This is a genomic window from Tolypothrix sp. PCC 7712 (genome assembly GCF_025860405.1).
In the GTDB taxonomy this organism is placed as follows: domain Bacteria; phylum Cyanobacteriota; class Cyanobacteriia; order Cyanobacteriales; family Nostocaceae; genus Aulosira; species Aulosira diplosiphon.
In genome coordinates this window covers 1966452-1979714 of sequence record NZ_CP063785.1, presented here as the reverse complement: position 1 = coordinate 1979714, position 13263 = coordinate 1966452, and the positions used below count along the sequence as shown (strand labels likewise).

Here is a 13263-nt window from a genome sequence, read left to right as displayed (position 1 = left end):
CCCAAGCTTAAAAGGCATGGTGTATTAATTATTTCTATAATTACTGCGGTATTTAGCGTCAGTAGCGAAGTATTGTTAGTCTTTGATGTACTGGGGTTTTCTCTGTACTGTCTGCATTTCTCCAGATGTGCTGTTAAAAACAAATTGTTTCCAGCACAAATTAAGTCTTTGTTCCCGGCGTGAAATGATTTCTGGTGTTATCTAGTTAGTCAAAAGCATGAATTAAAAAGCTAAATATTTATATGTATGGATTATCTAATATTAAAAGAGATTTAAAAATTAACGCACCACGGAGGATGCAGAGTCCACAGAGAAAGAAAGTTGGGAATTTGGGTAGGGGTTGGCTGATATTTAGCTTTTTAATTATCGGGTTATTTGCTTCTAAATCATTAGCGCAAACTGCTACTGAACCACCTATACAAGATATTGACCGGCAATTAGAACAACCTACGCCAACAACGCCAACATTACCACAGCTACCAAATTTTGAAGAATTATTAAAGTCTCCATCTACTAATATAACCACGCCGGAGACGATTCCTCAAGATTTAGCGGGGACAATTCTGGTAACGGGGTTTGATGTGGTTGGGAGTACTGTATTTAGTCCAAAAGAATTAAACGCAGTTACTCAAGAATTTATCAATAAACCTATCACCTTTGCTCAATTATTAGAGGTAGCTGATAAAGTTACGCAACTCTATACTAAAGGTTGTCAAGCTGAATATAAAAACACCGATTTACCTTGTTATGTTAACTCTGGTGCGTACATTCCCGCCGACCAAACTTTTAAAGCGGCGGGTGGGGTAGTTAAAATTCAAGTTGTAGAAGGTAGTTTAGAAAGTATTGATGTTCAAGGGACAAAACGGCTGAATCCTAATTATGTGAGCAGTCGTTTAGCTTTAGCAACAAATAAGCCGTTAAATTTAAAGAAGTTGCTGCAAGCTTTGCAATTATTACAGTTAGATCCACTAATTAAAAATGTCTCTGCGGAACTGGGGAATGGGGTGAATCCTGGTGCTTCGGTGTTAGCGGTAAAAGTCGCGGAAGCAAAAACATTTAGCGCACAAGTTAGTTTAGATAATAACCGCACTCCTGGTATCGGGAGTTTTCAGCGCCAAATTCAACTTAATCAAGCCAATCTTTTGGGATTGGGTGATGGGTTAAGTATTGGATATGCCAATACTGATGGTAGTAATAGTGTAGATGTGAGTTATAAATTGCCGATTAATCCCCGCAATGGGACTTTGCAGTTTAATTATAGCTATGCATCTAGTAATGTCATTGAAGACCCTTTTGATTTTTTAGATATTGAAGGAACTTCCCAGGAGTATGGTATCAGTTTCCGCCAACCATTAATCCAAACTCCCAGCACTGAATTTGCAGTTGGAATTAGTGCAACTCATCGAGAAAGTGATGTTGGTTTTTTGGAGTCACAATTAGGCGAAAGGCTTCCTTTTCCCTCATCGGGTGCTGATACCAATGGTCAGACAAAAGTAACTATATTAAGATTATTTCAAGATTGGACTCAGCGTAGTAGTGAACAAGTATTTGCGGCGCGTTCTCAATTTAGTTTTGGTATTGATGCTTTAGGTACGACAATTAATGAAGATCCACCAGATGGGCGATTTTTTACCTGGAGAGGACAGGCGCAATGGGTGCGGTTGTTAGCACCGGAAACGCTATTTTTAATCCGTGGAGATTTGCAATTAGCTGATAGGCCATTATTAGCTTCTGAACAAATTGGTTTGGGAGGGGTTGCGACTGTGCGCGGTTATCGTCAAGACCAAATATTAGCTGATAATGGCTTTGTCGCCACTGCGGAATTACGCTATCCGGTGCTGAGAGTTCCACAGGTAAATGGATTATTACAGGTTACGCCATTTTTAGATTTTGGTACAGCTTGGAATATTTACCAACCAGGGAGAACTACTCTAAATCCCGATACTATAGCATCAACTGGCATTGGGTTATTATGGCAACAAAGTAATTTAACTGCGCGTTTAGATTGGGGTATTCCTCTGGGAATTAATATTGCGAATAAAAATACTTGGCAAGAAAACGGACTTTATTTTTCTATTATCTATACGCAACCATTTTAGAGCCTGATTATGTCTATATTTTTATTGTTAACGGCTTTATCTCTGAATAAATCTCCTCATCTATTGCAGCAAGTTACACCAATAGCCGCAATTATTAATTCCCCAGTATTGAGCAATCAACCGCCAACTGCTCAATCATTATTAGAGCAAGGTTTAAGTTTATATCAACAAGAGCAATATTCCCCAGCATTACAGATTTTTCAACAGGCTTACGCGGCGTTTCAAACTAAGGGCGAGAAACTTAATCAAGCGCTGGTATTGAATTATCTGTCTTTAACTTATCAACAGTTGGGAAATTTAACTGCTGCAGAGAAATCTAGCACCGAGAGTTTGCAATTATTACAAAATAAAAGCGATAGTCAAAATTATTTATCTATCCTGGCTCAAGCACTCAACACTCAAGGTCAACTACAATTAGCCAAGGGAGAAACTGAAAAAGCCTTGAGTAGTTGGCAAATAGCCACAGCTACTTACAATAAAATTGGCGATGAGCCAGGGAAAATTGGCAGTAAGATTAATCAAGCCCAAGCTTTGCAAACATTAGGGCTTTACCGTCGCGCTACAACTACTTTAGAAGAAATTCAGCTGAGTTTAAATAAACAACCAGATTCTCTGTTAAAAGTCACAGGCTTGCTGAGTCTGGGTAATACCCTGCGGGTAGTGGGAGATGTGACTCAATCTCGCCAGATATTAGCACAAAGTTGTGAAATTCAAGCCAAGCGATCGCACTCGGAAAATCTCTGTACTCCGCAAACTCCTACACCAGCGCAGCCAACCCCCGAATCAGAAAAGCTTGCAGAAATCCTCCTGAGTTTGGGGAATACAGCCCAAGCACAGCAAAACACTCAAGAAGCCATACAGTTTTATCAACGCGCTGCTAGTCTTTCCCCGCAGCCAACAACCCAGTTACAAGCACAATTAAATCAATTAAATCTCTTAACCCAATCTCCAACCACACCAGAAATTCAACAGCAAATTCTCACTTTGGTAAATACTTTACCTGCAAAGCTGGAGACTTTACCCCCCAGCCGCAGTAGTGTGTTTGCGCGGATTAACTTTGCTCAAACCCTGCTAAAACTAGCCAAAAGCGGATTATTAGCCAAGAGTGACATTACTAGCCAAGATAACTGTACCTCTGCAGCTTCCCTCTGTACCGCCGCCAAAATTGTCGCTACAGGATATCAGCAAGCGCAGAATTTAGCAGATGTGCGATCGCAATCCTATGCTTTAGGTACTTTGGGTAGTTTATACGAATATACTCAGCAATGGCACCAAGGGCAACTCCTCACCCAACAAGCGCTAAAATTGGCTTTAGGTATACAAGCCAGAGATATTGCTTATCGTTGGCAATGGCAATTAGGAAGAATTCTTAGCGCTACTGGTAACCCTCAAAATAATCAACCAGGTGCGATCGCAGCTTACGATCAAGCCGTGAAGAACTTAAAATCTATCCGGCGTGATTTAGTTAGCGTCAACCGTGACGCGCAATTTTCCTTCCGAGATGAAGTAGAACCAGTGTACCGCGAGTATGTAAGTTTGCTCTTGCCCAAAACCGGAGAACCCAGCGCCGATAACCTCGATCAAGCCAGAAAAGTCATCGAATCCTTACAGTTAGCAGAACTAGATAACTTTTTCCGCCAAGCTTGTTTAGACAGCAAACCCGTACAGATAGATGACATCGATCAGCAACGCCAAACAGCCGTCATCTACCCAGTCATTTTAAGCGATCGCGTCGCCATTATTGTCTCCCTACCAAATCAGCAAAAAAACAAGTCGCTGAAATTGCATACCGTTGTCATCCCCAAAAATACATTTGAAACCACAGTTAAAGAACTACATAAAAAAATCTTTGCTGTCAGCTTCCATGAATTTATCCGCACATCCCAACAGGTATATGATTGGTTGATTAGACCTATCGAAACAGATTTACAAAATAGTGGTGTGAAAAATCTCGTATTTGTCTTAGATGGAACCTTACAAAGTATTCCCATCTCTGCACTTTACGATAGACAGAAAAAGCAATATTTAATTCAGAAACAATATAACATTGCCATTACACCAGGTTTAGAACTATTACCCCCCCAACCTTTAGCCAAAAAACAATTACAAGCATTAGTAGGGGGACTGAGTGAAGCGCGTGACGAATTTCCCGCCTTACCAGGTGTGAAATATGAATTAGAGCAAATTAAAACTATATTTTCCACCTCAGGAAACTTTATCGATCAAAATTTTACCCCGCAAACAATTGAACAAGCAATTAAATCGTTTTCTGGCGGCATTTTACATCTAGCAACTCATGGTAAATTTAGTTCCAAAGTAGAAGATACCTTCATTTTGACTTGGAATACCAGACTCAACGTCAGAGATTTCAGTTCTGTGTTGAAGTCTCATGAAAACAGCAACCAAGGAGTAATTGATTTACTGATTCTCAGCGCTTGTGAAACTGCGGCTGGCGATAACCGCGCCGCCTTAGGAATAGCTGGAATAGCAGTGCAATCGGGAGCGCGCAGTACATTAGCAACCCTTTGGAGTGTAAATGATGAAGCGACAGCCGCTTTAATGATTCAATTTTATAAAGAGATAGCGCGCCATCAAAAAAAAGCCGAAGCGTTGCGTAATGCTCAATTATATCTACTTTCAGGAGAATTAAATCCTCGGTTTAAACATCCCTATTTTTGGGCACCTTTTGTATTAGTGGGTAATTGGCAATAAGGGGGAATGGGGAATGGAATGATAATTGAAATGTAGGGTGTGTTGTCGCGTAGCGCAACGCACCTTCAACAGTAATTCGTCATTTGTCATTTATCATTTGTCATTCGTAATTGAATAATAATTGAAATGTAGGGTGTGTTGTCGCGTAGCGCAACGCACCTTCAACAAATTCATATACTTTACCATCAGATATTTTTTTAAAAAAGAATGTCGCAGATGGCAAGGGCACGGCATCTACAATATTTTGGTATATTCAATTATCTTATTGGTGCCGTGCCCCTACATGAAATTTATTGGCCGCAACCATTATTTAAATTGGTATAAGAATATGACAAAATAAATAGAATAATTGGGAGAGAGCAATCGCCATGAGCGTTATTACTGCCAAGTGGACAATTGACGAATATCATCGCATGATTGACGCTGGCATTTTAAGCGATCGCAAGGTGGAATTACTCAAGGGAGAAATAGTAGAAATGTCGCCGGAAGGGGAACCTCACGCTTATTGTAGTGATGAAGCTGCTGAGTATTTAGCAAATTTATTGGGAGAGCGCGCTACAATTCGTGAAGCCAAACCCATTACTCTACCTAACCACTCGGAACCAGAACCGGATATTGCCATTGTGCAACGTTTAGGACGGGAATATCGAGAGCATCATCCCTACCCAGAAAATATATTTTGGGTGATTGAATACTCTAACTCCAGTTTAGAAAAAGATTTAGAAACTAAAAGCAAAGTTTACGCAGAAGTTGGCATTATCGAGTATTGGGTTGTCAATCTCAAAAAGCTACATTTGGTAGTATTCAGAGAACCTCTGGATGGAGAATATGCTACAAAATTGACAATAACTGCTGGCATAATTCAACCGCTAGCATTTCCAGATGTTTCTATCTTAGTGGAAAGGATTATTAATAAATAAGAATTCGTAATTCGTAATTCGTAATTCGTAATTGAACAGCATCAATGGTGCGTTACGGCGATATCTCATTGTCTCTAAGTCCCAAATCTTTCCATCGCCGTAACACACCCTACATCTCAATACTGCTCGGTTAAGGATTTTCAACTCTTAATTTGGTTTGGGGAAAAGGTGAAAGGGTAAGGGTTAAAGGTTTTTTCTTGTCCCTTTTCCCCTTCGCCTTTTGCCCTTAACCGACAAGTATTGCCCTACATCTAGGATTGTATATTTTTTGAGTAATTCCCTTATGTTCCCGCGCGCGAGCGGAGATGATCGGGTATATGATGGCGATCGCCTAATATTTCTAACAAAGGCCCATTAACATCAAATTTCACCATACTTACCGACGCAACCAAAATATTCACCCGGTAGCGATAGCGTCCTAAATCAATTCCGAGTAAACTGCAAAGTAGAATCCGAATTGTGGCTTTATGGGAAACTACTAAAACATTACCTTCGGGATGTTTGTCTTGAATCTCGGCAATTACAGGCATAGCACGGTTAGCAATATCTACCGCCGTTTCTCCACCTATGGGTGCATTCCAAGCGGGTTCTGTCAACCATTTGACATAGTTTTCAGCATACTTCTCTTGAGCAAAAGATTTACTATTAGTTTCCCATTTACCGTAACTACCTTCTCTGAGTCCGTCACGCAACTGCATATCCATACCAATAGCATTACAAAAAGGCTTGGCAGTTGCAATTGTGCGCTTCATCGGGCTAGCATAAACAGCTTCCCACTTTAATTTTTGGTAAACATCGGCGAAACTCTCCGCCATCTGTATTCCTTCTGCAGTCAACTCCGCATCAGTTTCACCGCAGAAATTACCACTCTGACTAAAAGTAGTTTCTCCATGTCGCAGTAAATATAAATTGAGTGTCATAGTTTGTGTCGCGATTGGAATTGAGGAGTTTGTGCAACCATAAATTAGCATCCATCTCGCGATCGCGTATGTACCCTTAGGACAAACTATTCAACCAAAAAAGTTAATCAACCAGCAACTTTTAAAAGCGCAGAAAGAATTATACTAAATCAAATCATGTTTGCAATATATCAATATATCCTAGAGGGCAAGGTAGTGCCCATTGGTGTCAACTTAAGCTAAATGCTCTATAGGGCGGGCGTTGTACAATCGCGCCCTCATCCCCTAACCCCTTCTCCCCCTGGAGTTGGGGAACTAAATCTCTGGCTCCCTTCTCCCTGTGGGAGAGGGGCTGGGGGTGAGGGCAAAAACCTTGCAACCAAGCAGGTTTCACGTTAAGTTGACACAGGTGGGCACTGCCCATTGGTGTCAACTTAAGCTAAATGCTCTATAGGGCGGGCGTTGTACAATCGCGCCCTCATCCCCTAACCCCTTCTCCCCCTGGAGTTGGGGAACTAAATCTCTGGCTCCCTTCTCCCTGTGGGAGAGGGGCTGGGGGTGAGGGCAAAAACCTTGCAACCAAGCAGGTTTCACGTTAAGTTGACACCACTGGGTAGTGCCTTGCCCCTACCTGTGTATATGATTTACCTAAAATACACTGTAAGAGAACTCCACAGAATGATTGATCCAAAAGCTGTCATTGCGAGCGAAACGGAGTGTAGTGAAGCAATCCCAATATTTTGCGGTTGCTTCATTTCGCTTCCCTTCTCCTGACGGAGACGCTACGCGAACGGGACGCTACGCGAACGCTACATTCGCAATGACAATTGGGCATTTCTTTTTGTGGAGGTCTCTAAATACCTAATAGCGAATATAACTATACGAGAAAAATATATTTTTTATTAGACAGTTGTTTAATTAAGCTATTTAAAAACACTGAAAAGACGCAAAATGAATTTTGATGTTATTCTCTGCGTCTTTACAGCGTAAGCAATTAACTGATAGTTGATTTGGCAATTACTCCCAATTGCATCCCTGATGGGTAATTACCATCTTCTTTAATGCGTTGAATTTCAGCATCTCCAATTCGCAAGTTTAACTTTTGTCCTACAGTTCGCACAATATCTCCGCGATCAATTACACCAGCTACAGCACCAGCCGGAGACAGGACTGTCATCCGAGGTAACTTTTCAGTTTCCATTTTGTTAATCAATTCCGCTAAAGGAGTTGATTCTGCAACAGTCGGGATTTCTGTTAATGGAAGCACAATGCTTTGTAGGGTTTGTGTTTCCCATTGGCTTCTTTCTACTAAGCGTAAATCGTCAATGGAAACCATTCCCCGGTAACGTCCATCAGCCGCAGCAAAATAAACCTCTGGAGCATTAGTATCTAATAAATATGCATCAGCAAAGGCACGTAAAGTCTGATCAGCATCAACTACGCGGAAGTCACGCGTCATCGTATCAGCAGCTGTGAGTTTCAGCAAGGTTTCTTGTAATGTGGTGACGCTGTCATAGCTGTTGGCGTTGCGAATCCCAAACCAACCTAACAATACAATCCACAAACCTAAAGCCAGTTCTCTGGTAAAAAAGTCTATAGCAAATCCCAGAGCGATCGCACTATAACCCAAAATCTGCCCCGCCCTAGCTGCTAAATGTACAGCTTGAAAGCGGTTACCTGTAAACTGCCATAGTGCTGCTTTTAATACTTGGCCTCCATCTAAGGGTAAGCCGGGAATTAAGTTAAATAAAGCCACAACTAAGTTAATTCTGGCTAAATCATTGACCATTTCACCCAGAGGAGTAGTATCAGGTAGCACAGAACCCAGTAGACGCAGGATAAAAAATAGAGCAATACTTACCAAAGGCCCTGCGATCGCAACTTGAAATGCTTTAGCTGGGGTTTTCGATTCTTCCTCAATCGCCGCAATCCCACCAAACAAAAATAAGGTGATGGAATTTACTTTAATCCCTTGCGATCGCGCTACTAAGCTGTGACCTAATTCGTGTAACAATACCGAACCAAATAACAGCAGCGCCATGACTATCCCCGCACTCCACGCTACTGTATTCCCCCATTCTTGGTAAGCTACCCCAAAGTTGAGAGTTGCTAACCCTAAAATTACGAACCACAGAGGATCTAAAAATAGTGGAATCCCAAATAAAGACCCAATTCTCCAATTTGTTTGCATGACATCTTCCTAAAAGTAGATCTTTGCCGTAGTAGATGATATAAATAATTCAAGTGTTCTTTTATACTATGAAGCGTGCCTATGGCGAACCTTGTGCCCCATAACTGTGGCAATGCTCTAATTTCTAGAATAGACAATTAATCTTATTTAATCACGCAAAGAAAATAAAATTCTCATTTCCAATCTATAAGCTTCTTAATCATATATATGGTGCAATGCAACTTTAATCGTTGAGTATACCTGTATGGCAATAGTTAGTGTAAATGAAGCAAGAAAGCTCTTTAAACGCTTGTATAAAGTTCATAAAGAAGCATTTATTCTAAATCGAAATTAGAGTTTAAAAGTCTATTTCTGCGAGTATTTTTCTGTTTTCAAAATTAGTTATCTATAAACCTTGTAGTGGCCAGTTTTACAAACAACTAAGATAAGGACTTCTACTAGAAAAAAATATACAATTGCTCCCTTGAGTGGATGAGGTATAATTTTATGATAATATTTCCTCTCATTCATTGCATAATTGATTTTCTGGAAGTCTCTAAAACAATATGTTGAAATTACTGAAGCAGTATTTTATTAAGTGAAATAAATTAGTGTCAAATAGGGAAACCCTAAATTAGGATGCGGTATTTATCTAATAGCTTTTTAGTTGTTTGTTACTCTCACTAATAAATTAAAAGCGCACATACCGTTATTATTTAATTTTTGAAAGCCAGAGTAAAGGTTGTCTGTTTTTATTTCCCATTCCCTACCTTAAAGAGTCATTTCACAATTTCTGCAAGCATTGCTATATATAAATTATTTATCTTTGTACATAGCTGAACTATTGTACAACCTAGATTATGTTAGGGTGAGTCTAACACTGGAGTTAGTAATACTAGATTACCTGGGATAAACAGTATGCTTTTACCAGTTTTTTACATGGCAAGCATTGATGAGATAGACAAGGCAAATCTTTCTCTCGGTGAAATACAAGTGCGGAATATCGCCAAAAATATTTCCTTAATTCCGACTTTTGTAATATATGCGCTCTTTTTACCCTTGTTAATGATTTTATATTACTGCTACGAACCAGGGAAAGAAAAAATTCACGTTTTTATCTTTACTTTTATTATTAAGCCAATTCGCTGGTTCTCATATCAAATAGTTTATTTGATTTGTAATTTTTTCAGAAAATTAAATAAGTAAGCAGGATTAACTGCGGACAAAATGATGAAAGACAAATTACTGACTTGTGTCTTCGTACCTTTGCGATGCAAGATTTTTACACAAAGGCACAAAGACACAAATTGATGTTTAACTCAAGTGAATATAAAGCTGAATAGATTTTCAGCCTCAGAACTTACAAGAGATATGTAGTTAAGAACATTGATGAATCAAAACTACAGGCGACCGATGTTAGTCAATCCCAACACAATACCCACACCGATAATGTGACCAAAAGCCATTGCTGCAAGGAAGGTTGTACCGCTAACGGGAAGACCGGGTAATTTAGGCCCTACATTAGGATATTCAATTCTGGTAGACAGTAAAAGTGCTACGACACTGCTGAGACTGATGATAATGGCCACGGTTGGATTCCATGCAGGTGTTTCAGGAACGGATGTTGCTGCTAATAAGAGGGATGACATCAATTTTGTGCCTCCTAAAAATAGGAAAATAAATTTAAACCATCAAGATTATAAAATTGATTAGGAAAAAACCAGAAAATAATGGAAAAATATCTACCTTTTTACAGGTATTTTTCTAATATAGATAAACATCTATGCGAATCAAAATTTGTGGCATTACTCAACCTCAGCAGTCTGTCGCGATCGCTTCTCTTGGTGCTACGGCACTAGGATTTATTTGTGTGCCAACTTCACCCCGCTATGTTAATGTACAGCAAATCAAGGCAGCAGTAGCGCCACTACCCCACCACATAGACAAAATTGGAGTGTTTGCCAACTCTAGTATCCCAGAAATTACTCAAACAGTTGTCGAGTCTGGTTTAACTAGCGTGCAGTTGCATGGTAACGAATCACCAGAGTTTTGCCAGCAGTTACGCCAAGCTTTGCCAGGTGTGGAAATTATCAAAGCCTTAAGAATTCGCAGCCACGAGCATCTTCAGCAAGTGACTGAGTATACCAATTATATAGATACGCTATTGCTAGATGCTTATCATCCGCAGCATCTTGGAGGTACAGGTCAAACCTTAGACTGGACTATGCTCCAACAATTTAGCCCTGGTTGTCCGTGGTTTTTAGCTGGGGGATTAACTCCAGATAATATTTTAGATGCCCTGAGTCTAGTAAAACCCAATGGTATAGATTTATCTAGCGGTGTGGAAAGAAAACCGGGAGATAAAGATTTAGATTTAGTCGCCAAATTATTTTTAACGCTGAATAGTTATGGGAGCGATCGCACAATCCGCGCCTGAAAATATCCTGGATCTAGCCTAAGGGATTTCCAGAAAATAAATTATCCCACTTTCAGAGGAAAAAATTCTTTCTCCTCTGCTTCCTCTGCCGACATAGCGTTCGCGTAGCGTCCCGCAGGGATGGAATATTTTTTAATTGGAAGTCCCTAAGCGCCATATTTTTCAAGGATGAAGCCTGAAGATTGAAATTATTCATTCTTCATCCCTTACAGTTTATTCGTTAAAAGAATGATGCTTGGTGACGAATCAAATTCAAGAATTCTTCGCGAGTTTTTTGTTCATCTTGGAACACACCTAGCATCGCACTGGTGACTGTCCAAGAACCTGGTTTTTGCACGCCGCGCATTACCATGCACATATGAGTTGCTTCCATGACTACCGCAACTCCTTGGGGGTTGAGGATGGTCTGAACTGCTTCTGCAATTTGGCGAGTAAGTCTTTCTTGGACTTGCAGACGACGGGAGTACATCTCAACAATCCGCGCTAGTTTGCTGAGTCCCACAACTTTTTGGTTAGGAATATAAGCAATGTGCGCTTTTCCCATGAAAGGTAACATATGATGTTCGCACAAGCTAAAGAAATTAATATCCCGAACTAAGACCATTTCGTTATGGCCTTCATTAAAGATGGCTCCATTAACCAGTTCTTCTAGCGATTGGTTGTAGCCACTGGTCAGAAACCGCATTGCTTCTGCTACCCGTTTGGGTGTTTTCAGCAGACCTTCACGTTCAGGGTCTTCTCCCACACCTAATAGTATTTGGCGCACGGCTGCTGTCATTTGCTCCATCTCTTCTTCTTGAGGAGAATGCAAATTAGGCTCATGTCCGTCGTGGGTATTGCGATCGGGTCTGAGAGTGATGGCTTCTGCTAAATCAGGAATTAAAGGTGATTGTGAGCGATTGGAACCGTTAGGACTCGCGATAGTCATGATTTAAGTTTGGTAAGGGTTGATTGTCTGTCATTTGCCATTTGTCATTAATCATTTGTGATGAGCAAAAACAAATGACTAATGATAAATCAACGAAGGACTAATTTAGAGAACGCCAGCACTAGGCATGAGAGTTAATTCATCAATGACCGCTTGTGGTGGCAATAAAGCTGTGTGCAGAATCGACTGGGCAACAATTTCGGGTGTTAACATTTTTGAGCGATCAAAGTTGGCGTTGACTGTTTCTGTATCCCAAAGTTCGGTATTCACAGCACCAGGATAAATTGCTGTGACACGAATTCCGTGGGCGCGTTCTTCTTGTGCTAAAGCTTGAGAAAGGGCAATTAGACCAAATTTACTAACGCTGTATGCACCCCAATTAGCAAAGGCTTGCTTGCCAGCAATCGAGACAATGTTGATAATTGTGCCGCTTTGGCGATCGCGCATTCCTGGCAAAATCCCTAAAATACACTGGAAGATGCTGGTGAGATTTAAATTAATCACTTGCTGCCAGTCTTCTAAGGAAGTTTCGCTCAACATTCCTGTATACGCTATCCCTGCACTGTTTACCAAAATGTCTATATCACCAAAGTCATGGGCGATCGCTTGTATTTGTTCTTTTACTTGCCCAACACAAGCTAAATCGACAGCATAACTGTTCGCGGCAACGCCTGTATGCTTTGCTGCTAATGCTACCGCCTCCAATTTCTCTAGGGAACGGCTGACTAAGGCGACATCTATTCCCGCCTTCGCAAATGCCAAAGCAGTTGCTTTCCCAATTCCACTACTTGCCCCAGTAATTAGGGCGCGTCGTTTCGGCTCAACGCTCATGCTATCTCCAGATTTGTTGGCGGTTCTGCAAGCTTCTACATACCCCATTATTTAAATCTCTCGGTTTGGATAGATTAAAGCAATCTAATTTATAGATTAAAAAAATCTAAAAAAGCCGATGATTGCTTGTGACAACTGTTATATTCGTTGCCAACATGGGTGTTTTTTTGGTTAAATATTTGTCCCTAGATGACCGCAAATGTTCATCTAGAAATTGCCATTTCCACACTCAATGTTATTACCAAATAACTAAATTTTAGACAAACC

Annotated in this window: 9 protein-coding genes; 4 read left to right on the top strand and 5 right to left on the bottom strand. The window is 40.5% G+C overall.

The window, feature by feature from the left end:
* Window positions 1–296 precede the first annotated feature (296 nt).
* The 3 genes from HGR01_RS07990 (at window position 297) to HGR01_RS07980 (ending at window position 5731) form a co-directional block, all read left to right on the top strand.
* On the top strand, window positions 297–2099 hold the full coding sequence (locus HGR01_RS07990; protein ID WP_045869615.1) for a ShlB/FhaC/HecB family hemolysin secretion/activation protein: 1803 nt from the start codon (window positions 297–299) through the stop codon (window positions 2097–2099).
* Between the two features lie 9 nt (window positions 2100–2108).
* A complete protein-coding gene (locus tag HGR01_RS07985; protein ID WP_045869000.1) occupies window positions 2109–4811 on the top strand; it encodes a CHAT domain-containing protein in 2703 nt (900 codons plus the stop codon).
* A 368-nt stretch (window positions 4812–5179) separates the two neighbouring features.
* The gene (locus tag HGR01_RS07980; RefSeq protein WP_045869001.1) at window positions 5180–5731 is read left to right on the top strand and encodes a Uma2 family endonuclease; all 552 of its coding nucleotides are present in this window, start codon (window positions 5180–5182) and stop codon (window positions 5729–5731) included.
* A gap of 281 nt (window positions 5732–6012) precedes the next feature.
* Here the strand turns inward: HGR01_RS07980 and HGR01_RS07975 are convergent, their stop codons facing one another.
* From HGR01_RS07975 to psaK, 3 genes are all read right to left on the bottom strand, one after another.
* Entirely contained in the window at window positions 6013–6651 is a 639-nt protein-coding gene (locus HGR01_RS07975; RefSeq protein ID WP_045869616.1) for a histidine phosphatase family protein, read from the bottom strand.
* Between the two features lie 973 nt (window positions 6652–7624).
* Complete coding sequence (locus tag HGR01_RS07970) at window positions 7625–8821, bottom strand: site-2 protease family protein (RefSeq protein WP_045869002.1); 1197 nt, start codon at window positions 8819–8821, stop codon at window positions 7625–7627.
* 1379 nt (window positions 8822–10200) lie between these two features.
* The gene (gene psaK, locus HGR01_RS07965; protein ID WP_045869004.1) at window positions 10201–10449 is read right to left on the bottom strand and encodes a photosystem I reaction center subunit PsaK; all 249 of its coding nucleotides are present in this window, start codon (window positions 10447–10449) and stop codon (window positions 10201–10203) included.
* A gap of 134 nt (window positions 10450–10583) precedes the next feature.
* Here psaK and HGR01_RS07960 point away from each other — a divergent pair, with 134 nt between their 5' ends.
* Window positions 10584–11237 (top strand): phosphoribosylanthranilate isomerase, encoded by a 654-nt coding sequence (locus tag HGR01_RS07960; protein ID WP_045869005.1) that lies wholly within the window; start codon window positions 10584–10586, stop codon window positions 11235–11237.
* 220 nt (window positions 11238–11457) lie between these two features.
* Here the strand turns inward: HGR01_RS07960 and folE are convergent, their stop codons facing one another.
* Both folE and HGR01_RS07950 read right to left on the bottom strand, forming a co-directional pair.
* The gene (gene folE, locus HGR01_RS07955; RefSeq protein ID WP_045869006.1) at window positions 11458–12165 is read right to left on the bottom strand and encodes a GTP cyclohydrolase I FolE; all 708 of its coding nucleotides are present in this window, start codon (window positions 12163–12165) and stop codon (window positions 11458–11460) included.
* A 105-nt stretch (window positions 12166–12270) separates the two neighbouring features.
* Window positions 12271–12996: an SDR family oxidoreductase gene (locus HGR01_RS07950; RefSeq protein WP_045869617.1), complete on the bottom strand. Its 726-nt coding sequence runs from the start codon at window positions 12994–12996 to the stop codon at window positions 12271–12273.
* Between the last annotated feature and the right edge of the window lie 267 nt (window positions 12997–13263).

Bases quoted from the DNA above. Each gene is read 5' to 3' on its own strand.
- HGR01_RS07950 (WP_045869617.1), bottom strand. From the start codon at position 12,996: ATGAGCGTTGAGCCGAAACGACGCGCCCTAATTACTGGGGCAAGTAGT.
- HGR01_RS07970 (WP_045869002.1), bottom strand. From the start codon at position 8,821: ATGCAAACAAATTGGAGAATTGGGTCTTTATTTGGGATTCCACTATTT.
- folE (WP_045869006.1), bottom strand. From the start codon at position 12,165: ATGACTATCGCGAGTCCTAACGGTTCCAATCGCTCACAATCACCTTTA.
- HGR01_RS07960 (WP_045869005.1), top strand. From the start codon at position 10,584: ATGCGAATCAAAATTTGTGGCATTACTCAACCTCAGCAGTCTGTCGCG.
- HGR01_RS07990 (WP_045869615.1), top strand. From the start codon at position 297: ATGCAGAGTCCACAGAGAAAGAAAGTTGGGAATTTGGGTAGGGGTTGG.
- HGR01_RS07975 (WP_045869616.1), bottom strand. From the start codon at position 6,651: ATGACACTCAATTTATATTTACTGCGACATGGAGAAACTACTTTTAGT.
- HGR01_RS07985 (WP_045869000.1), top strand. From the start codon at position 2,109: ATGTCTATATTTTTATTGTTAACGGCTTTATCTCTGAATAAATCTCCT.
- psaK (WP_045869004.1), bottom strand. From the start codon at position 10,449: ATGTCATCCCTCTTATTAGCAGCAACATCCGTTCCTGAAACACCTGCA.
- HGR01_RS07980 (WP_045869001.1), top strand. From the start codon at position 5,180: ATGAGCGTTATTACTGCCAAGTGGACAATTGACGAATATCATCGCATG.